Genomic DNA, 20716 nt, shown 5'->3' with positions numbered 1-20716 from the left:
GTACTATCAGCCACTGTCCAAACGCGTAGTTTCAATTTACAACGCTGAGGGATGGTTTATGATTCGCGTCTTGGGATACAGACTTAACTTTCGCCAAGCCGAGATCCGAAATGGCAACTACCAATAAAAAATATGCCAAGCCCGTTTACCTGGTTGATGGCAATCGCACACCCTTCCTGAAAGCTCGCGGCAAACCCGGTCCATTCAAACATGCCGACCTCGGCATTTATGCCGCCAGGACCTTACTGGCGCGAATGCCATTTGAAGCAACCGAGTTTGACGAAGTCATTTTCGGATCCACCATGCCTGGTCCGGACGAAGCGAACATTGCACGCGTCGTTGCGTTACGGCTCGGTTGTGGTGATCGCGTACCGGCTTACACGGTACATCGTAATTGTGCCTCCGGCATGCAGGCGCTCGATAATGCGGCAATGTCCATTGTCACGGGACGCTCAGACCTGGTCCTGGCCGGCGGTATCGAATCGATGAGCCATGCGCCACTGCTATTGCATCCGAAAATGGTTAACTGGCTGGCAGACTGGTGGGGAGCAAAATCGATCGGGCAGAAATTGAAAGTGCTGGGTAGATTCAACCCACGCTTTATGGCGCCGGTAATTGCGTTGCTGAAAGGACTGACCGACCCTGTTGTCGGATTAAACATGGGACAAACCGCGGAGCAGATTGCCTACCGGTTCGGTATCACGCGCACTCAAATGGATCAATTTGCACTCGAGAGCCACCAGAAACTGTACCAGGCCCAGCAAGATCACGAATTATCGGAAGTGGTGCCTTTATATGACGCCCGCGGCCAGGTTTACGACCTGGATGACGGCGTGAGGCCCGATTCCACGCTGGAAAAACTCGCCAAATTACGTCCTGCTTTCGACAAACCCTACGGTCTGGTAACCCCGGGTAATAGCGCACAGATCACTGACGGCGCAGCCGCGCTGGTTATGGCGAGCGCGGCCGCCGTTAAAAAATACGATTTACCGATACTCGCTCGAATCGTATCAACCCAGTGGGCGGCGCTCAATCCTGCAGAAATGGGTCTGGGACCAGCACACGCAATTGCGCCCTTGCTGAAGTCACAGCGGCTCAAGATCGATGATATTGATTACTGGGAAATCAACGAGGCGTTTGCGGCCCAGGTGCTTGCAGTACTAGCCGCACTAAATGACAAGGATTACTGCAAACAGCAGCTGGGCTTGCGCTCGGCGGTCGGTCAAATACCGCTTGAGCGCCTCAATATTCACGGCGGTGGCGTCAGCCTCGGACATCCGGTGGGTGCCAGTGGTGCCCGTATCGTGTTACACCTGGCAAAGGTACTGGAGCAAAAAAATGCTGCTACCGGGATCGCATCACTCTGTATTGGCGGTGGCCAGGGTGGCGCGATGTTGATCGAAAGGAGTGCGTCATGAGTGCAACCATAGCCGATTGGCAAAGCCACTGCGATGACGACGGAATCCTGTGGCTCATCCTCGATAAACAAGATACCGATACCAATGTACTTTCGGTCTCGGTGCTGGAGCAACTAGATAGCCTGTTGGACGAGCTCGGCAGTAATCCACCCAAGGCGATCATTTTTCGTTCGGGTAAGGCGAAGGGATTTATCGCGGGTGCTGACGTCAACGAGTTTCTCGAGGTAACGTCCACGCAGGAAGCCCTGATCATGATCAAACGCGGGCAGACCCTGTTTAGTCGTATCGAGGCGCTGCCCTGCCCGACCGTGGCGCTGATCGAGGGCTTTTGCATGGGTGGCGGTACCGAGCTCGCACTCGCCTGTGATTATCGTGTTGCTCTGGACGATACCGGAACTCGCATCGGCCTGCCCGAGGTAAAACTGGGCATTCACCCGGCCTACGGTGGTGTGGTACGTGCGACTTCGATGATTAACCCTTTGAATTCTCTGGAAATTATGCTCTCTGGCCGGGCATTGACGGCGCGAGCCGCGCGTGCAATCGGGCTGGTTGATGTCGCTCAACCTAAGCGGCAGATCGAGCGTGCAGCGCGTGAGATCGCATTGAGTCATCCTCCTCGGCAAAGCATGCCACTGATCGGCAAAATCTTATCCTTGCCCGGAATTCGAAACCTGCTGGCCGGATACATGAAAAAGCAGGTTGAGAAAAAAGCACCGCGACTGCATTACCCTGCCCCTTACGCGATTCTCGACGTCTGGGCCGGTTACTGCGGCGACAACAAGCGCATGATGGAAGAGGAAGCCAATTCGGTTGCACGATTGATCCAGGGTGACAAGGTGCGTAACCTGATTCGGGTATTCTTCCTGCAAACGCGCTTGAAGGGGCTGGGTGATAAGAAATCATTCAATCCGCAGCACGTGCATGTCATCGGTGCCGGCACCATGGGCGGGGATATCGCGGCCTGGTGTGCGTTGCGCGGTTTCACCGTGACGCTGCAGGATCGGGAGGCAAAGTACCTGAGCAATGCCTTTAAGCGTGCCCACCAGTTATTTGGCAAGCGCCTGAAAACCACGCAGGATCGTAATGCCGCACTGGATAGCATGATCCCGGACATCAATGGAGATGGCATAACCAGGGCCGATGTGGTGATCGAGGCTATATTCGAGGATATCGATGCCAAGCAAGCGATATATAAGGACATCGAACCGCGGATGAAACCCGGTGCAGTGCTGGCAACCAACACCTCGAGTATCCCGCTGGAAACACTGGCGACGGTTTTGAAAGAACCCAATCGCCTGGTCGGTATTCATTTTTTCAACCCGGTGGCGATGATGCCGCTGGTAGAGATTGTCCGGACTGCCTCGTCTTCCGAGGAAACAGTGCAAAACGCCATTGCATTCACGCAGCACATCGGCAAATTACCGCTACCGGTCAAGAGTTCTCCGGGCTTTCTCGTGAATCGCATCCTGATGCCATACCTGGTCGAGGCATTCACGCTCTACGACGAGGGAATCGCACCCGAGGCAATCGATAAGGCGGCCACCGATTTCGGTATGCCGATGGGACCGGTTGAACTCGCCGATACCGTGGGTCTCGATATCTGTCAATCGGTGGCGCAGAATCTATCCGCCGCTTACGGCATCGATGTGCCCGCGGGTCTGAATAAGTTTGTCGACTCGAAGCAACTCGGTAAAAAATCCGGGCGTGGCTTTTACCACTACAAGAAAGGCAAACCCGTCAGGGATAAAAATGCCGGTCTCGGGGACCAGAAAGTGATCCAGAATAGGCTTGTTTTCCGCCTCCTGAACGAGGCAGCGGCCTGCCTGCAGGAAGAGATCGTGGCTGATAAGGATCTGCTGGACGCCGGTATCATTTTCGGTACCGGGTTTGCACCTTTCCGTGGTGGCCCGATGCAGCACAGCCTGCAGGAAGGAACGGAGTCGCTGAATGCCGCGATGGCGGATTACGAGTCGAAATTCGGTGAACGGTTTCACCCCGCCGAGGGTTGGTCGTTGGTTACCGGGTAACGCTTCGCCCGGATCAGGAGCGCCGCGGATAAAGCGCAGGCAGGGATCGCTCCCGTGCCTGGCGAACGCCCGGAAGGTTGCGCTCCTCGTCGGTAAGCAGTTGCCACAGTTGCCGACCCTGCCAGCCCGGGCTCCGATCTGAATATAAAGCCGTGCTGAGCTGTCGCAGTTCCCGGGCCAACCCGGTCGAATTTATTCTGGATTCAATTTGATGTAAACCGTTGATGTTATCGAGCGGCCAGCGCGCCCTGCCCCATTTGATTAATGCCCGCCGGGTAAGCGTCGGATTATTGGTGCGACATGCCTGTTTTAACGCGCTACGGTTTCGAAGGCGATCCAGGTTGTATTTAACCTGGCCAAGCAGGTAATGACGGACTGGCTTGATGTATACCAGCAGGCCAATGATCAGCAACGATGTGCCGATCCCGGCGTACCACGGCCAGCCACCGGGTATCGAAGCGAATACCAGTCCGCGCGCCAGCCTGTCATCGAGACCTGGAGATACCGTGTTCACTCCGTGGTTGGCCTGGCCAGTCGCGGGCCCGGAAACGATCCAGTTTCTGCCGTCGATCGTGGCTACCTGTTCGGATTCCCGATCGACGTCCCACCATTTGAGAACAAGCGCGGGAAAATGAATCTCGCCCGGCTCCGTGACAATGATTACAAAACGTTGCTCCAGGCGACCGATCAACTCCTGACCATCGAAGCGATTTGATCGAGTTTCCTGGTCGTTATAAATCTTGAAACTATCCGTATCCATTGACAGTAAATTCGGGGGTAGCATTTCTGCAGCCAGGCCATGTGCCTCGATGCTTAAGGTTAATCCAAGCGAATCGCCTACGGAAAGGTTATCGTTAACCTGGTCCCATTGAAGGCCCAGTGTGAGTTGTCGGGCAGGCAGCCAGTGGCGGCCGCTAAACTCGGCGGGAGGCCGTCTTACCTCCAGGTACCGGGCAGCACTCGCCCGATTTATACGTCTCGATAGCGCCCCGGTTTCCGTGGTCGCAAGGTCCGTACCGGTCCTGATCCGCCCGCGATAGCTGGCGGGTGGAATCCTGGTTTCACCCGGCTCAAGAATAATGATCGAAAGGTTACGCTCCAGTACCCCGAGTTCGGTGTCATTTTGAAATATGGTATATCTGGATTCCAGGCCAGGTCGATAGGTATCGGAACTGCCAACATCAGGCTCTACCAGGCTGCCTTCAAACAGCGGAACATTGTGAATGACCCGTATGGTAATTTTTACCTGCTGTCCGACGTAAGGATTTTCAGGCTCGGCCTCGAGTTCAACGCGGACATTGGCGGCCGAATTGAATTCAGGTGATTGCGGTATTACTTCAAGCCCCAGTGCCGGTGTCAGGCTTTCTCCAACCTGCAAAGACGGAACCTCGAGAATGCCGGTGCGCAGTGGAAGAATATCGATGCGCCAGCGCATACGATGAAATGCCTCGTCTGATTCAAATATGCGGGAAATGCTGGGCTTGACGTCCAGGACTTCAAAATCGGCTTCGAGGACCGAGGTATCCAGTGCGTAAAGCGATGGAATTTTGTTATCGAACTCGATAATCAATTCTGCAATATCGTCGACAAATATCCGGTTTGACTGCAGGTGAGCTGTTTGTGCATGGCTTACCACTGGAAACTGGGTAATGGAGAAGACAGCTATAACTAAAATTAAGCGCAACATGATGACTATTTTGGCTGACGCTCCTGTCGCTGGGCATCCCTTAAAAAAATGCGCCGAAACAGGTCGGTCGAAGTTTCGGGTAAGCTCCTGATCCAGCGTTCCATAAATTCCGGATCCGCAGACTGTTCACCTTGCTGGGCTCTGAGGACAAATCGCTGCAATGCTTCTTCCCGACCATCAAAACGCTCGAAAGGATCAACCTGTCCCGGTTGCAACGAGGCGCCGAGACCCGGGCCTATCTGGGGATCATCGGCGGGATTCGTCATTGATTCCGCAACACCAATGCGGGTTTCGGTTTCGGTCGAGTTCGAGAACTCGGCCGAGGACTCATCACCGGCAGAGCCGTCGTATTGCTCTCCGCCAGAGTCGGCTTGCTGCTCCAGATAGAGTTCTAGAAGACGCTTGTTATATCTGGCAGGTTCAAGAGCAGGTTCCAGGTCGAGTGCTTTTTGATAGGCGATGATGGCTTCGGAAAACCTGTTTTGATGTGCCAGCGTGTTGCCGAGGTTGTATAGCGAGCCTGCGGAATCGCCAACATCGAAATATTCCAGGGCTTGCTGGTACTGCCCGTCACGGTAATAAGCAGCGCCCTGTAAACGGGGATCACTGGAGAGTGCCAGGGACGACTGGTAGTCACCTCGCAAATAGTACTGGTAGGCGAGTTTTTCCCGATGCTGCCAGAACGAGTCCCACTCCTTTGCATAGAGTTCACGCTCGCCCGGGATCAGAACGCTTAGCAGGATCATCCAGATCAGGTTTTTACGGAACAAAACCAGTGCAAACGGCAGCACCAACCAGACTATCCAGGCACCGTCGTTGGCGGCTGCGCGTTGTGAACTGTCGGCGTTCCTCTCCGATTCGATTAACGCGCTGGCGCCAAGGCGTGAAATCAGAAGCCCGCTATTACCACTGTTTCTATTCAATGCAATGCTGGTTCCGTTGCCAATATCGGTAATCCGTTCCAGCAACTTGAAGTTAGTCCTGGCCAGTACCACTTTCCCGTTGTTGTCACGCAGCAACTGGCCCCCGGGATCCGCTAACGGTCCGCCCTGCGCAGTCCCGATCGCGAGTACGGAAATGCGATGGCCCTGGCCGGCAGCGACGCGTGCCGCCTGTATCGTCGCGGTGCTGTCATTGCTCGCGCCTGCCGTGATAATCAGAATCTGGCCGACGCCGGCGAAAGAGGCCGTGAGCAAATCCTGCGCAGCGCCAATCGCCAGATCTATGCGCGTGCCATCCTCCGGCATGGTGCTGGGATCGAGAGCTTCCAGGAAGGCCAGTAGTGTTTTGGCATCTCGCGACAATGGTGACACCACGAAGGCACGACCCGCGAATACTACCAACCCGGTTTCACCGTCAAATTCCGTGCCGATAATTTCCCGGGCGGCGGCAATCGCGTTATCGAAGCGCGTTGGCTCGACGTCTTTTACCAGCATCGAGCGAGATAGATCCAGGGCCACGACCCGGGCACTGGTTGATTCCAGGATGGGATGGGATTGCTTGCGCCAGCTCGGACCGGCCGCCGCGATAATGGACAGGGTCAGGACCAGGCCCAGGATCCAGGTCAGCATCCGGGTGCTGTTCCAGGTTCGACCACCGGCTATCATTTTATCCAGCAGCCTGGGATCGCACACCCTGCTCCACATGGATTGGCGACCCGCATGCTTTGAAAAGATCCAGACCAGCCACCAGGCTGGTGCTAACAGCAACAGCCAGCCCGGATTAAGAAACTGGAATGCGACGGATTCGCTCACAAGACGCTCGATGATTGTGAATGCCGGATCGACCAGGCGGTGAAAAATACCATAATGATAATTCCCGCGGTCAGAGGCAACGCAAACAACTCGTCTCGCGGCCGATGCGACTGGTATTGATACTCGACAGGTTCGAGTTTATCGAGCGCCAGGTATATTTTTTCCAGGGCCGCGGTGTTGGTTGCACGAAAATACTCTCCCCCGGTGACGTTAGCGATTCTGTCGAGCACCCGTTCATTGAGGGCAATCCCGGTTGGAATATTGCTCAGGCCATAGGTACGACTCAGGGTCTGAGCGTCGGTCCCAACGCCGATGGTATAGATTGTCAGTCCCTGCTGATGGGCGGCCTGGGCGGCTATGATCGGGTTTTCGAAACCGGATGTATTGGATCCATCGGTAACCAGCACTAACACCTTGTGCTCGGCTTCCTGTTTGCGCATGGTCTTGACGGCAAGTCCGATTGCGTCACCGATTGCAGTATGGCGACCGGCTAATCCGGTGCTGATATCAGCAAGCAGCCGGGATAAGGTATCCAGATCGAAGGTCAGGGGAACGTAGCTATAGGCGTTGGTTCCGAACAGAATCAAACCCAGGCGATCACCTTCACGACGCTTGATGAACTTGTCCACTACAACCTTCAAAACTTCAATTCGGCTTGCAGCTTTCGAGTTAATCGTCATGTCGGTTTCACTCATGCTACCTGATATGTCCACTGCCAGCATCAGGTCACGGCCACTGACCGTGCGCGACAGCGGCTCACCCAGCCAAAAGGGCTTGCTCGCTGCGACAACCAGGCATAACCAGAGCGCCCACAGGCAGATCCTGGCTACGGGTCGGGTCGATTTGCCGACCGATGCAGCGTCAAACCGGTAATCATTCAAAAGCGGTACCGCGAGCGCTATGTCGACACTCGGTGTCGCCGGCAGCAATTTTCTGACCAGCAACGGTGCCGGCAACAGCAGCAGTGCCCACCACCAGTCAAAACCGAGCATCAGTCCCTGCCCCGCTGTCGGAGTCGAGGTTTGATCGCAGTCAGCCATTGCTCACATAAGGATATCAGCTGTGCAGCCTCGAGCTTTGCCTGTCTTGCATAAACAAGATTTCCAAAGGCCCGGCCGCGGCCGCTGGAGAAGGTATCAGCACCGAGACTCTCGTCAAGAAACTGCAGCCAGCCTTCACCGCATAGGCTTTCGACCTGTCGTTCGGGAAATGCCAGCAATGAAACTTGGCGCAGCCATTTTGACAATTCCAGTGCAAGCCGCTGCGAATCCTGGTCTCGTCCGTAACAAGATCTGATGTCCGCAAGTGCCAGCTCGGCTAGACTGGCCAGTCGGTTCGCCCTGCGATGCCGCAGAATCAGCCAGGTACAAGCCACGACAACGACGACGAAGCCAATTGCGATTCCGTGGGCCGGAGCGATCAGCCACCAGACGGGTTCAGGTGGTGCCTGAATGTCTTTTAATTGTTGCAGCAGCTGTTCGACTGTCATTATCAGAGAACCAGGTTTTGCAGGATCTGCGCGCTGACCGGGTAATTGCAGGACACGGGAAGCAGCGGAATATTAAACCTCGATGTCAGTGCCTCGATTCTCGCACGATGCGCCTGTTGCCACTGCCTCAACCAGCTATCATGCGCTGCTCCAACCAGATCAAAGCCGACCCTGCGATGGTCGACCAATACCTGGTAATGCCCCCCCGGCCAGGAATTAATCTCGGTATCATCGTGAATCCAGTAAGCGTTAACATCGTTGTGCTTGACGAGCGTCGACAGAATCTCAACCGATCGGTCGTCGAGCCCGATAAAGTCGGAGATCAAGGCAATGATTGAACCTGGTTTCACCACGCGATCCAGCTCACGTAATAAAAAATTGAACCGGTTGTGCGACGGGTCCGGCGGTAGTTCGATGTCGCTCGCTTGCGCCAGGCAATGAAAAACACTCAGTAAACCGGAGCGGGTCTTTCCAGGTCTGACTTCATGGTGCATCCCGGGAGACACGATCAATCCGCCGATTCGATCGCCAGCGAAGCTGGACAACCAGCCGACGTGGGCAGCGACCTGCGCAGCTGACCAGGATTTGAAACTGAAACGGGTGCCGAAGAACATGGATGCCGATAAATCCACCGCGATCAGAAAGCGTCGTTCCTTTTCCTCGGCAAATACCTTGGTATGTGCTTCACCGGTTCGCGCCATCACGCGCCAGTCCATGGTCCGGACATCGTCACCGGAAACGTAGGCACGGGATTCTTCGTACTCCATCCCGCGTCCGCGGACCCGCACCTCACGTGCACCGGAGCGGTAACTGGCGCGGCGCTGACTGTTGGCCAGGCGCAAGCCTGACAATTGCCCGCGAATTCTGACCAGGTCATCAACCTCGATGTTGATCCCGGGAACATGGTTGCTGCGGTTATCCATCTCAGCTTACGGGTACTTTTGCCACCAGTTCGTTGATGACGTCATTGACGGACACACCGTCGGCTTCGGCCTGGTAGGTCAGCAGGATACGGTGGCGTAGCACCTCGTGTGCCAACTGTTGCACATCTTCCGGGGAGACATAATCACGCGCCTCAAGCCAGGCCAATGCGCGGCAGCAGCGATCAAATGCCAGGCTTGCCCGCGGGCTTGCGCCATATTGAATCCAGCTATCAAGGGTGCTCGAATAGGATTCCGGATTTCGGGTAGCATCGACCAACTGGGCGATATACTGCTCCACCGGATCGGACATATACAGATCAAGGATTTGCTGACGTGCATCGAATATCGTTTGCTGTGATATCGGCAGGCCTTGCGGCAGGACGATATCTTGTTCGCCCTGTTGCGCTTCGTGTCGTACCTGCTGCATGATCCGGATCTCGGAATCAACCTCGGGATAGTCGATGATTACCTTGAGTAGAAAACGGTCTAGTTGTGATTCTGGTAACGGGTAAGTTCCTTCCTGTTCGATCGGATTCTGGGTTGCCATGACAAAATACAATCCGTCCAGGGGATAGGTCATCTTGCCGACGGTAATCTGGCGTTCTTCCATCGACTCCAGCAGTGCCGATTGAACTTTTGCAGGAGCACGGTTGATTTCATCGGCGACGATAACGTGATGGAACAGGGGACCTGGCTGGAACACAAAACTGCTGTCATGCGGTCGGTAGACATCGGTTCCGGTGAGGTCCGAGGGCAACAGGTCGGGGGTAAACTGAATTCGCTGAAAATCGCCCTCGAGGCCACTGGCCAGGGTCTTTACCGCCCTGGTTTTGGCGAGCCCGGGTGGACCCTCGACCAATATGTGCCCATCGGCCAGTAAAGTCACCAGCATTCTCGAGACCAACCGCTGCTGACCGAGAATCAGCGAGTTCATATATTCCCGCAGCACCAGGATATGATCTCGCAGAACATTGACTTCTGAATCAGGCATTATCCGGTTCTTGAGTAAAGCGATACCGAAGAATAACCGGCCCCAGTTTTAAGTGCTAGTTTAAGCCGAACAGATTATTGGCATTTCTGAAGGTTTCCCGGGCAAGCTCTTCGACCGATTCACCGCGAATTTCGGCCAGTTTTTCCGCGACCAGCCTGACCCTGCCGGGATGGTTGGTTTTGCCGCGAAACGGTGCGGGAGACAACCACGGCGCATCGGTTTCAATCAGCAAGCGCTCAAGCGGAATCTGCCTTGCCATATCGCGTACGTTTTGCGCCTGCTGAAAGGTGACGATGCCGGATATGGAGATATAAAATCCGAGCTCAATGGCAGCCCGGGCCATCGGCCAATCCTCGGTAAAGCAGTGCAATACGCCACCGACATCCTGGGCCCGGTGCTTGCGTAATAAACCGAGCGTATCCTCGCGTGCATCCCGGGTGTGGACTACCAGCGGCAAACCGCATTCGCGGGCGGCCTCGATGTGGGTTATGAAACGATTCCTTTGCCAGTCAGGCGCACCCGACTGGTGAAAGTAGTCCAGCCCGGTTTCACCGATAGCGACAACCTTGTCGCGTTGCGCGAGTTCGCAAAGCTGGTCGACACCGGGTTCCTGCACATCTTCGAAGTCGGGGTGAACGCCGGCGGTACAGAATATGTGCTCGTAAGCACTAATACGCTGGTACATCGTATCAAAAGATTCAAGGTCTACCCCGATGCAAAGCATGCGGGTAACTGCCTCCTGTTGGATGGTGATTAGCAGTCGATCAAAATCGCTATCGAAGTCAGCCAGGTCGATGCGATCAAGGTGGCAGTGTGAATCAAAAAACACGTTTACTTACCGGGGTTTTAGACAATACGAAACACTCGCATCGCGGCGGTAAAATATCAAGCGTGATTTAAAAAGAGTCACCGGGACGCCCCGGTCGTGATCAGGTTTTCAGCATCCCTGTAAGAACAGATGAACTACATCGTGTGGGTAGGCCGATCCGCCTGCAATGCTCCGGCCAGAAAGCCCTCGATTTTATTACGTGTGGTGCCATTATCCTGGGTACTGAACTGAACGCCGATTCCGGCGGCTTTATTGCTCTGTGCACCCTGCGGGGTAACCCATATTATCTTACCCGCCACCGGCAGGCGCTCCTTGTCATCCATCAGGCTCAACAGCATGAAAACCTCGTCGCCGAGGGAATACTGCTTATTGGTCGGAATGAATAATCCGCCGTTCTTAACGTAGGGCATGTAAGCGGCATATAACGCGCTCTTGTCCTTGATGTTTAATGAAAGTATGCCTTGACTGCCGGGAGCTCCCATTAGATCAATCTCCGTGTAAGTATTTGTTTTAATGATATTAGCACGTCTTCGAGCTGAAGTTGGAGATCAAGGTTATTTTCTTCGATTTGCAGTTGTCGTTGCGCTTTCAGCTGTAAATCCGTTAACGCCTGGGCACTGCGCCTGTCGGCACCGGGTACCGGGCTGGCGTCAGCACTTACCCCGCTTGCCCGGTAGCAGTAAGCCATCAGCGTCATGTTGATAAGCCTGCGTATTATCGATGCTTCAGAAGCCAATAATCCACGGCACAGGTCAGTCACGCTGAGCTCACCTCGCAGGAACTGGGCGAATCGGGCTTTAAATTGTGCAACCAGCGATGCGTAATCCTGCTGCTTCAGGTGCAGTGCAAGCACCGGGTCGCCATCGGCAAATTGCAGATAACTCAAAGCTGTTTCGGCCTCGATACCCTGTTTATCGAGCCATTCGAGCGCCTCGACGCGGGTCGGTGGATTCAGCGACCAGTATTGGCAGCGACTGCGCAAGGTAACCGGGATACGCCCACGGTTGTGGGTCAGCAGTATTAACAGCACCTGCGGTGCTGGCTCTTCCAGGGTTTTCAACAGCGCATTTGCACTCGATTTGTTCATGCTTTCGGCCGGATAGATTGCCGCAATCTTCAGACGTTCATAATTTCGGGTTAAAGAAACCTCATGTATTAGATTACGTATTTGCTCTATATTTATGTTTTTATTAGTTTTTTTAGTTTTTTCGTTTTGTTCCAGCGTCACCAGGTTGAAATCCGCGTAGGTACCAGCTTGCATCATTCGGCAAGCCTGGCAGCTACCACAGGTGCGCAGGTCGTCGGGTTTGTCGCACAGCAGTAACGTTGACAAGTAACGCGCGAAACTGCTGATATCCTGTTCACTGGTGGTATCTATCAGTACCGCGTGCGGCAGATGTTGCTGATGTTTGAGCTCGAGCGCTCGCTTCAGAATATCAGCCTGCCAGGGCAGATATTGCGTATCGACCTGTTCCACTAGCGGTCACTACCCGTGGCTTTCAGATTCAGTGAAAAGCGCGTGTTAATGATTTCGATAATATCCTGGTTGACCCGATCGATGTTCTGGTCGGCGTTGACGGTCACGTATTGCTGCGTATCGCTCGCCGCAATTTCAAGAAATGCATCGCGAACCCTGGCATGGTACTCGGCGCCTTTTTTCTCGAAGCGATCCTCTTTGTCGCCCCGTTCCCTGGCCCTTGCAAGCGCCAACGATTCGGGGATATCAAGGATCAGGACCAGCGCCGGTTTGAAATCTCCAACTACGACTTGGTGTATATTCTCGACCGTATCGAGCCCGAGGTTGCCGGCAATACCCTGAAAGGCGCGGCTCGAATCCGCAAAGCGATCGCTGATCACCCATCTCCCTGCTTCGAGCGAGGGCCATACGGTATCGCGCAGGTGTGACCGTCGTGCAGCGTACATCAATAACAGCTCGGTCATGCTGTCCCATTTTTCAGGCTCGCCCTTGACCAGCAGTTCACGAATATCCTCGGCTGCTGGTGAGCCTCCCGGTTCGCGTGTCAGGATTGCCGGTTCCCCGGCCTCTACAAACGCCTCTAGTAACCTCCGGGTCTGCACGCCCTTGCCTGAGCCGTCGACACCGTCGATGACTATCATGCGATTCTGACTGGATTTCGTATTCACGTTCTGTGTTTGCACCTAATTACTTCTATCTTGTCCCTGCAGCTGATATTTCTGCACCGCCGCATTGTGCTCATCCAGGGTCGCTGAAAAATGGTGCGTGCCGTCACCCTTGGACACAAAATACAATGCGTCCGACTCAGCCGGGTGCAGTGCCGACCGAATTGCTTCGAGTCCGGGCAGTGCGATGGGTGTCGGCGTCAGCCCTGAGTGCAGGTAGGTATTATAAGGCGTGTCCTTTTTTAAATCCCGAAAACGAATGTTGCCGTCAAATTTCTCACCGAGGCCGTAGATTATTGTTGGATCCGTTTGCAAGCGCATTTTTCTATTCAGGCGTTCGGTAAACACGGCGCTGATCAATGGGCGTTCGAAAGCTGCCCCGGTTTCCTTTTCGATTATCGAGGCCAGAATCAATGCTTCATAACTCGACTTCAATGGTAAATCGGGAGCGCGCTGCTCCCATTCCCGCATCAGGTGATTCTGCATCACTTCGTAGGAACGCTTCAGAAAATCTATGTCTCGGGTCCCCTTGGGAAAACGATAGGTATCCGGAAAAAACAGGCCTTCAGGATGCTGGTCCGGGTAACCCAGTAAATTCATTATTTCCGGGTCTGTCTTGCCCATCAGGGTATGCTCGATGATTGGGTCTTCGGCGATTGCTGCCATTAACTGACGGAACGACCAACCCTCGATGACCGTGAAACTGTACTGGATCGAGTTACCTCGGGTAAACAATTCAAGCAGCTCGTCAGCAGTCTGGCCCGATTCGATTTGGTACTCTCCTGCCCGCACCCGGGTTTCGACCCCTTTCAGCTTTGCCAACAGGATAAAAAGCCAGGGATCATTAATAATCTTCTGCAGGCTGAGTTCCTGCGCAATCGACTTGATATTGCTACCGGACTTGATCAGAAAGACAGTCTGTTGCTGGGGCAGGATGATGTTGCCGTATTGAAATCGCAACAATTGAAACACCAGAATCGCAATCGCCAGCAAAACGGCCAGCAGACTCCATCCAAATGCCCTCTTGATAAACTTGGCCATATTCACGGATCAGGCGTTTGATTCAGTCAGGCGCTATCGCCCCGTGTGGGCGATGACGTAATTGTAGATATGAAAAACAGGTCATTTATCGAGAAATCCACGGCATCTGACTGCAATCGATGTCATCCGTTTCTTCCACTCTCCGGAGGCGCATTCTAAACGAAGGATAGCGGGAATTTTAATTCTCGCAGGAATTTGACGCCACCGGTTACCAGGGCGTTCCTGTTTTTTGTCGTGACATCGCTCAGGTCAGCAACTACTGCGGGTTCTCGGCAAGTTGTCACAAGGTGTCGAAAAGCCTATATCAACTTGAATATACAGGTACCATTGGTGCCGCCAAAGCCAAATGAATTCGACATCGACACGGAAAGTTTCATATCCCGGGCCGTGTTGGCGACGAAGTCCAGATCACATTCCGGATCCTGGTTGTCAAGATTAATGGTTGGCGGGACCACCTGGTCGCGTAAGGCCAGGATCGAAAATATGGCTTCAATTCCACCGGCAGCTCCCAGCAAATGACCGGTCATGGACTTGGTAGAACTAACTACCATTTTGTAAGCGTGATTACCCAGGGCCAGTTTAACGGCCTTGGCCTCGGCCACGTCTCCGGCAGGCGTCGAAGTGCCGTGGGCATTAATGTAGTCGATATCCTCGGAATTCAGGCCAGCATCCTGCATTGCATTAATCATGCACCGGGCAGCACCCTCCCCGCCTTCTGACGGCGATGTCATATGGTAAGCGTCTCCGCTCATGCCATAACCAACCAGTTCGCAATATATCTCGGCACCGCGTTTTTTAGCCATTTCGTACTCTTCGAGTACCACGACTCCGGCACCGTCGCCGAGCACAAATCCATCACGATCGCGATCCCATGGTCTGCTGGCTGCTTCCGGATCGTCGTTGCGAGTGGACAAGGCCCTGGCTGCGGCAAAACCGCCAACCCCCAGCGCCGAAGTTGCCATTTCAGAACCCCCGGCAACCATGATGTCGGCATCGCCGTAAGAGATTATTCGCGCAGCATCGCCAATATTATGTGCACCGGTGGTACAGGCACTGACGATCGAGATATTGGGGCCTTTCAAGCCATACATGATCGACAAGTTGCCAGAAACCATGTTGATAATTGAACTGGGCACAAAGAATGGGGAAATTTTGCGTGGGCCACCGGCGACATAGGCATCCCTGTTTTTTTCAATGGTTGGTAAACCGCCGATACCGGAACCGATAGCAACACCGATACGCTCGGCATTTTCGTCTGTGACTTCCAGCCCGGAATCATTAAGTGCCTGAACTCCTGCGGCAATACCGAAATGAATGAAGATATCCATTTTCTTGATGTCCTTGACCGAAAGATACTCGGTGGCATCGAAGTTTTTTACCGAACCCGAAATTCGTGTTGTGAAATCACTTGCATCAAAAGCGGTGATCGGTGCGATACCGCTTTTTCCGGCAACAATATTTTTCCAGGACTCTTCGACAGTGTTGCCTACCGGAGTCAACAATCCGAGCCCGGTTACTACGACACGACGTTTTGACAAGTTTAAATCCCCTTTTGTTAACGCTTCTATATCAATAAATGAAAATGCCGCTTAACATGCTAGATGATAAGCGGCATCCTTCGACTCGAGAAGCTTTCTATAGGTTGGCGTTGACGTAATCGATCGCAAGTTGGACGCTGGTGATTTTCTCGGCTTCTTCATCCGGAATTTCGGTTTCAAATTCTTCTTCCAGTGCCATAACCAGCTCTACTGTATCGAGAGAGTCTGCGCCCAGATCATCGACGAAGGACGCCTGGTTTGTTACTTCCTCCTCCTTGACGCCTAATTGTTCTGCAACAATTTTTTTTACACGTTCTTCTACAGAGCTCATTTTGAGAGGTTCTCCTGAGTTAATAAATCGACTGCTTATTAGCTGCGATATTGTATTGAAAAGCCGGATTACTTACCACAAATGTCTAAATTATTTTTTTTATCTAAAAGCGTATATGAATCAATGACATATGATCGTGTTTCAATCTCATGAGTTACGGCATATACATTCCGCCATTGACGTGAATCGTGTCTCCGGTGATATAGGCGGCGGCCGGAGAGGCCAGGAATAGCACCACTGCCGCGACATCCTCGACTGCCCCGAAACGCCCCAGTGGAATCTGGCTGGCAAGCTTTTCGCGTTGCTCTGGCTCCAGTTCCCGCGTCATGTCCGTATCGATGAATCCGGGTGCAACGGTATTAACGGTAATGTTGCGAGATCCGATTTCACGCGCCAGGGATTTGCTGAAGCCGACCACCCCGGCCTTGGCGGCAGCATAATTTGACTGGCCCGCGTTACCAGTAGAACCAACCACGGAAGAGATATTGATAATGCGGCCGTTGCGTTTTTTCATCATTGGGCGCAGCACCGCTTTGCTCATGCGGAACACCGAACTGAGATTGGTATTGATGATGTCATTCCATTGCTCGTCCTTCATCATCATTAACAGGTTGTCGCGGGTAATACCGGCATTGTTGACCAGGATGTCGGGGGCGCCATACTCGTCGTTTATCTGCTTCAGGCAGCCTGTAACTGAATCCGGGTCACCAACGTCAAGCACCATACCGGTGCCCTTGATTTTGTTAGCTGCGAAGGTCGTGGAAATATTATCGGCGCCTGCCTTGCTGGTTGCGGTCCCGATTACCGTTGCATTTTCGGCACCGAGCGCCAGCGCGATTGCGGCCCCGATTCCCCGACTGGCGCCGGTTACCAGAGCAATTTTATCGGTGAGCATTATGAGGTTTCTCCAAGTAACTGTTGCGTGTTAGCGAGCGAGGCAGCATCGAATATGGCATGGGACTGCAATGACTTTTCTATGCGACGCGTAAGCCCGCTCAATACCTTTCCCGGGCCACATTCGATTAATCCGCTAATACCTTGCTGCTGCATGGCCTGAACGCTGGCAACCCACCTAACGGGTTGATATAGCTGTAATGTCAGGCGTTCGATTATTTCTTCGGTTGAAGTTGCCACCGCTGCATTCTGGTTATGTATCACCGGTATATCCGGCATTTTGATCTCGATCGTTTCAAGCTCAAGCGCAAGTTCATCGGCCGCGGTTCGCATTAAAGAACAATGTGACGGTGCGCTGACCGGTAAAGCCAGGGCGCGCCTGGCGCCCATTTCCCCGGCTTGTGTCATGGCAGCATCAACTGCTGCCGTTTCCCCGGCAATAACAACCTGTCCGGGTGCGTTAAAATTTACCGCTTCGACGATGCCAGATGTAACCGATTCACAGGCTGCGATAACTTCCGCATCGCCAAGCCCAATAATTGCTGCCATCGCGCCCGCCCCGGGCCGCACCGCCGACTGCATTAATTGGCCGCGCCGGGCAACCAGTCTCACAGTATCTTGCAAGGCCAGGCTACCGGCACAGACCAGTGCCGTATACTCCCCGAGGCTGTGCCCGGCCATCATCGTGGCAGCAGGCATATCCGACTGGCTGCTGGCAATTCGCCAACTGGCGACACCAGCACAGAGCATCACTGGCTGGGTAACCTCGGTCTGGTTAAGACGCTCTTCCGGTCCATCGACTACGACGGACCAGAGATCGTAATCCAGTACCTCCGAGGCTTCAGCGAATACCTCGGACACGGCCGACTGATGTTGCTCCCAGGCGGTCATCATTCCGATTGATTGCGAACCCTGGCCCGGAAAAACGTAAGCGAAACTTGGCATCGAACTGGAGTGAGTGTAAAAAACCGGATGGTATCACAGGGTTTTACAACGCGTTAACCGCTCTATTGATATACCCGTTAAATAATGGATAATGGCGCGCTTTAAACACTGAGTGCGAATATGCCAAAAGGCGATCATATAGAGATGCGAGGCGTGGTGAAGGATACGTTGCCGAATACCATGTTTCGTGTCGAGCTGGAAAACGGACATGTGGTAACGGCCCACATCTCTGGAAAGATGCGTAAGCATTACATTCGAATTTTAACGGGCGATACGGTGACGGTAGAGTTGACGCCCTATGATCTTACCAAGGGCCGGATTACTTTTCGTGACAGGTAGCCGCGTTAACTGACTGAAGCCTTCTTCGGTTTCGGTTTCTGCGTTTTTATCACCTGGCAGTGCAAACTGCCATCCTTAATATCGATTTTTATCCTGCCACCGCTGGTCAAGTCGCCGAACAGCAATTCATTCGCGAGTACCTGCTTGATCTCATCCTGAATAACACGGGCCATTGGTCGCGCGCCCATTTTAGGGTCATAGCCTTTCTCGGCAAGCCAGCGACGAGCAGCATCGCTGACCGTCATGCTGACCTTTTTCGCTTCGAGCTGTGATTCGAGTTCGATCAGGAACTTGTCGACCACGTTCAAAATAACATTGGTGTCGAGGGCCTTGAACTGGATGGTCGCGTCGAGTCGGTTCCTGAACTCGGGGGTGAAAACCTTCTTGATGGCCTCACCCGCATCGAGCGTGTGATCCTGCAGGGTGAATCCCATCGAGGCTCGGCTCATCTGCTCTGCACCGGCGTTGGTCGTCATGACCAGTATGGTATTGCGGAAGTCTGCTTTGCGACCATTGCTATCGGTTAGCGTGCCGTTATCCATTACCTGCAGCAGCAGGTTAAAAACATCGGGGTGTGCCTTTTCAATTTCATCCAGCAAAACCACAGAGTAGGGATGCTTGTTGAGTTCTTCGGTCAGGAGCCCGCCCTGATCATAACCGACATAACCGGGAGGCGCACCGATCAGGCGCGATACAGTATGGCGTTCCATGTACTCCGACATGTCGAAACGTATCAGTTCGATGCCCATAATCTTGGCTATCTGGCGACAGACCTCGGTTTTACCGACACCGGTCGGACCTGAAAACAGGAACGAACCGACGGGCTTGGATTCACGACCCAGCCCGGAACGTGACATTTTGATTGCGGCATCCAGGGCATTGATGGCCTCGTCCTGGCCGAATACAACCCGCGACAGGTTCTTGCCGAGATTTTTTAGCATGTCAAGATCGGTCGTGCTGACCGTGTTCGCCGGGATACGTGCAATTTTGGCCACAATATTTTCAATATCATGAATGCCGATTGTTTTCTTGCGCTGCTTGGCTGGCTGCAGGCGACGCTGTGCACCTGCCTCGTCAATAACGTCGATTGCCTTATCGGGAAGATGGCGGTCATTGATGTAGCGTGATGCAAGCTCGGTTGCCTTGCGCAGCGCCTGTAGCGTGTACTTGACGTTGTGGTGTTCTTCGAAACGCGACTTCAAACCCTTGAGAATAAGGTAGGTTTCTTCAATGGTCGGCTCCGTCACGTCGATTTTCTGGAAGCGACGCGCCAGCGCGCGATCTTTCTCGAATATGCCGCGAAATTCTGTGTAGGTCGTAGAGCCGATACACTTGATATCACCGTTTGCCAGCACCGGCTTGATCAGGTTGGAGGCATCCATAACGCCACCCGATGCCGAGCCGGCACCGATAATGGTATGAATTTCGTCGATAAACAGAATAGAACCGGCTTCGCGGCTGAGCTGGCCGATGACGGCTTTCAGTCGTTTCTCGAAATCACCGCGGTACTTGGTGCCGGCAACCAGTGCCCCGAGGTCGAGTGAATATACCGTGCTTTCGAGCAATACTTCCGGTACTTCTTCTTCAACAATTTTGCGTGCCAGGCCTTCCGCGATTGCGGTTTTACCAACGCCGGCCTCACCTACCAGCAACGGATTGTTCTTGCGTCGTCTGCAAAGCGTTTGGATGATGCGCTCAATTTCAAGATCGCGGCCAATCAATGGATCGATCTTGCCAGAGTAAGCAAGCTCATTCAGATTGGAGGCAAATTTCTCCAGCGGGTTTTCACCTTCCTGCTCGCCGGGTAGTGCTTCGGCATCGTGGGTAAAAGACTCTTCCTCGGCGTCATCGCTGACCCGGGTAATACCGTGCGACAGGTAGTTGGTAATATCGAGGCGTTCTATGTTGTGTTTGTTGAGCAGGTAAACCGCATGCGAGTCCTGCTCTGAAAAGATTGCAACCAGTACATTAGCGCCCGAGACTTCCCCGTTACCCGAGGATTGCACGTGGAACAGGGCACGCTGCAGCACCCGCTGAAACCCGAGCGTTGGCTGGGTATCACGGTCCTCGTCCGACATTAGCAGGGGTGTATTCTGGTCGACGAAAATTTCGAGTTCGGTTCTGAGCAACTGGACATCGCCACCGCAGGCTTCGATCACGGCAGTAGCCGCATCGTTCTCGGTGAGCATCAACAATAAATGTTCGACAGTAATAAATTCATGGCGCTTTTCATTAGCGTCATGAAATGCCTTGTTCAGAGATTGTTCTAGTTCTTTGTTTAACATGGGTCTGGCTTGGTTTATCGCTGTCTGTAAATTGTAATATAGTCGATTTGACTCTTAATGTACTCGAAATGTTCAACCCGGTA

At 53.5% G+C, this 20716-nt stretch carries 19 protein-coding genes; 3 read left to right on the top strand and 16 right to left on the bottom strand.

Annotated features, from left to right (window positions below; translation table 11 throughout):
- Nucleotides 1-110: 110 nt before the first annotated feature.
- Entirely contained in the window at nt 111-1418 is a 1308-nt protein-coding gene (locus OES20_08760; GenBank protein MDH3634782.1) for an acetyl-CoA C-acetyltransferase, read from the top strand.
- Nucleotides 1415-3445, top strand: coding sequence for a 3-hydroxyacyl-CoA dehydrogenase NAD-binding domain-containing protein (locus OES20_08755; GenBank protein ID MDH3634781.1), 2031 nt, complete (start codon nt 1415-1417; stop codon nt 3443-3445). The genes OES20_08760 and OES20_08755 overlap by 4 nt, the downstream gene beginning before the upstream one ends.
- A gap of 13 nt (nt 3446-3458) precedes the next feature.
- On the opposite strand, the gene OES20_08750 is transcribed toward OES20_08755, so the two are convergent.
- From OES20_08750 to fabD, 15 genes are all read right to left on the bottom strand, one after another.
- Nucleotides 3459-5132, bottom strand: a complete 1674-nt coding sequence (locus OES20_08750) for a hypothetical protein (GenBank protein ID MDH3634780.1) — start codon at nt 5130-5132, stop codon at nt 3459-3461.
- Nucleotides 5133-5137: 5 nt separating this feature from the next.
- Nucleotides 5138-6886, bottom strand: coding sequence for a VWA domain-containing protein (locus tag OES20_08745; protein ID MDH3634779.1), 1749 nt, complete (start codon nt 6884-6886; stop codon nt 5138-5140).
- Entirely contained in the window at nt 6883-7878 is a 996-nt protein-coding gene (locus OES20_08740; GenBank protein MDH3634778.1) for a VWA domain-containing protein, read from the bottom strand. The genes OES20_08745 and OES20_08740 overlap by 4 nt, the downstream gene beginning before the upstream one ends.
- Nucleotides 7878-8375, bottom strand: coding sequence for a DUF4381 domain-containing protein (locus OES20_08735; protein MDH3634777.1), 498 nt, complete (start codon nt 8373-8375; stop codon nt 7878-7880). Before OES20_08735 ends, OES20_08740 begins: the two co-directional genes overlap by 1 nt.
- A 2-nt stretch (nt 8376-8377) precedes the next feature.
- Nucleotides 8378-9298: a DUF58 domain-containing protein gene (locus OES20_08730; protein MDH3634776.1), complete on the bottom strand. Its 921-nt coding sequence runs from the start codon at nt 9296-9298 to the stop codon at nt 8378-8380.
- Between the two features lies 1 nt (nt 9299).
- Complete coding sequence (locus OES20_08725; protein MDH3634775.1) at nt 9300-10289, bottom strand: MoxR family ATPase; 990 nt, start codon at nt 10287-10289, stop codon at nt 9300-9302.
- 55 nt (nt 10290-10344) lie between these two features.
- A complete protein-coding gene (locus tag OES20_08720; GenBank protein ID MDH3634774.1) occupies nt 10345-11118 on the bottom strand; it encodes a TatD family hydrolase in 774 nt (257 codons plus the stop codon).
- A gap of 134 nt (nt 11119-11252) precedes the next feature.
- Nucleotides 11253-11600 carry a PilZ domain-containing protein gene (locus OES20_08715; protein MDH3634773.1) on the bottom strand — a complete coding sequence of 116 codons (348 nt, stop codon included), beginning with the start codon at nt 11598-11600 and terminating at the stop codon, nt 11253-11255.
- A complete protein-coding gene (locus OES20_08710) occupies nt 11600-12595 on the bottom strand; it encodes a hypothetical protein (GenBank protein ID MDH3634772.1) in 996 nt (331 codons plus the stop codon). Before OES20_08710 ends, OES20_08715 begins: the two co-directional genes overlap by 1 nt.
- The gene (gene tmk, locus OES20_08705; protein ID MDH3634771.1) at nt 12595-13263 is read right to left on the bottom strand and encodes a dTMP kinase; all 669 of its coding nucleotides are present in this window, start codon (nt 13261-13263) and stop codon (nt 12595-12597) included. The genes OES20_08710 and tmk overlap by 1 nt, the downstream gene beginning before the upstream one ends.
- 15 nt (nt 13264-13278) lie before the next feature.
- Nucleotides 13279-14301 (bottom strand): endolytic transglycosylase MltG, encoded by a 1023-nt coding sequence (mltG, locus tag OES20_08700; protein ID MDH3634770.1) that lies wholly within the window; start codon nt 14299-14301, stop codon nt 13279-13281.
- A gap of 299 nt (nt 14302-14600) precedes the next feature.
- Nucleotides 14601-15839, bottom strand: coding sequence for a beta-ketoacyl-ACP synthase II (gene fabF / locus OES20_08695; GenBank protein ID MDH3634769.1), 1239 nt, complete (start codon nt 15837-15839; stop codon nt 14601-14603).
- Nucleotides 15840-15936: 97 nt separating this feature from the next.
- Nucleotides 15937-16170, bottom strand: coding sequence for an acyl carrier protein (acpP, locus tag OES20_08690; GenBank protein MDH3634768.1), 234 nt, complete (start codon nt 16168-16170; stop codon nt 15937-15939).
- Nucleotides 16171-16324: 154 nt separating this feature from the next.
- Complete coding sequence (gene fabG, locus OES20_08685; protein MDH3634767.1) at nt 16325-17065, bottom strand: 3-oxoacyl-ACP reductase FabG; 741 nt, start codon at nt 17063-17065, stop codon at nt 16325-16327.
- Entirely contained in the window at nt 17065-18009 is a 945-nt protein-coding gene (gene fabD, locus OES20_08680) for an ACP S-malonyltransferase (GenBank protein ID MDH3634766.1), read from the bottom strand. The genes fabG and fabD overlap by 1 nt, the downstream gene beginning before the upstream one ends.
- A 120-nt stretch (nt 18010-18129) precedes the next feature.
- Here fabD and infA point away from each other — a divergent pair, with 120 nt between their 5' ends.
- Nucleotides 18130-18348 carry a translation initiation factor IF-1 gene (gene infA / locus OES20_08675; GenBank protein MDH3634765.1) on the top strand — a complete coding sequence of 73 codons (219 nt, stop codon included), beginning with the start codon at nt 18130-18132 and terminating at the stop codon, nt 18346-18348.
- 5 nt (nt 18349-18353) lie between these two features.
- On the opposite strand, the gene clpA is transcribed toward infA, so the two are convergent.
- Nucleotides 18354-20633 carry an ATP-dependent Clp protease ATP-binding subunit ClpA gene (gene clpA / locus OES20_08670; GenBank protein MDH3634764.1) on the bottom strand — a complete coding sequence of 760 codons (2280 nt, stop codon included), beginning with the start codon at nt 20631-20633 and terminating at the stop codon, nt 18354-18356.
- Nucleotides 20634-20716 lie beyond the last annotated feature (83 nt).

This window comes from Gammaproteobacteria bacterium (genome assembly GCA_029862005.1).
GTDB lineage: Bacteria > Pseudomonadota > Gammaproteobacteria.
Note: the sequence above shows the minus strand (reverse complement) of the source record. Positions and strands in the feature narration are given on the sequence as shown.

Bases quoted from the DNA above. Each gene is read 5' to 3' on its own strand.
- OES20_08760 (MDH3634782.1), top strand. From the start codon at position 111: ATGGCAACTACCAATAAAAAATATGCCAAGCCCGTTTACCTGGTTGAT.
- OES20_08755 (MDH3634781.1), top strand. From the start codon at position 1,415: ATGAGTGCAACCATAGCCGATTGGCAAAGCCACTGCGATGACGACGGA.
- OES20_08750 (MDH3634780.1), bottom strand. From the start codon at position 5,132: ATGTTGCGCTTAATTTTAGTTATAGCTGTCTTCTCCATTACCCAGTTT.
- OES20_08740 (MDH3634778.1), bottom strand. From the start codon at position 7,878: ATGCTCGGTTTTGACTGGTGGTGGGCACTGCTGCTGTTGCCGGCACCG.
- OES20_08735 (MDH3634777.1), bottom strand. From the start codon at position 8,375: ATGACAGTCGAACAGCTGCTGCAACAATTAAAAGACATTCAGGCACCA.
- OES20_08730 (MDH3634776.1), bottom strand. From the start codon at position 9,298: ATGGATAACCGCAGCAACCATGTTCCCGGGATCAACATCGAGGTTGAT.
- OES20_08725 (MDH3634775.1), bottom strand. From the start codon at position 10,289: ATGCCTGATTCAGAAGTCAATGTTCTGCGAGATCATATCCTGGTGCTG.
- OES20_08715 (MDH3634773.1), bottom strand. From the start codon at position 11,600: ATGGGAGCTCCCGGCAGTCAAGGCATACTTTCATTAAACATCAAGGAC.
- mltG (MDH3634770.1), bottom strand. From the start codon at position 14,301: ATGGCCAAGTTTATCAAGAGGGCATTTGGATGGAGTCTGCTGGCCGTT.
- acpP (MDH3634768.1), bottom strand. From the start codon at position 16,170: ATGAGCTCTGTAGAAGAACGTGTAAAAAAAATTGTTGCAGAACAATTA.
- fabG (MDH3634767.1), bottom strand. From the start codon at position 17,065: ATGCTCACCGATAAAATTGCTCTGGTAACCGGCGCCAGTCGGGGAATC.
- fabD (MDH3634766.1), bottom strand. From the start codon at position 18,009: ATGCCAAGTTTCGCTTACGTTTTTCCGGGCCAGGGTTCGCAATCAATC.
- infA (MDH3634765.1), top strand. From the start codon at position 18,130: ATGCCAAAAGGCGATCATATAGAGATGCGAGGCGTGGTGAAGGATACG.
- clpA (MDH3634764.1), bottom strand. From the start codon at position 20,633: ATGTTAAACAAAGAACTAGAACAATCTCTGAACAAGGCATTTCATGAC.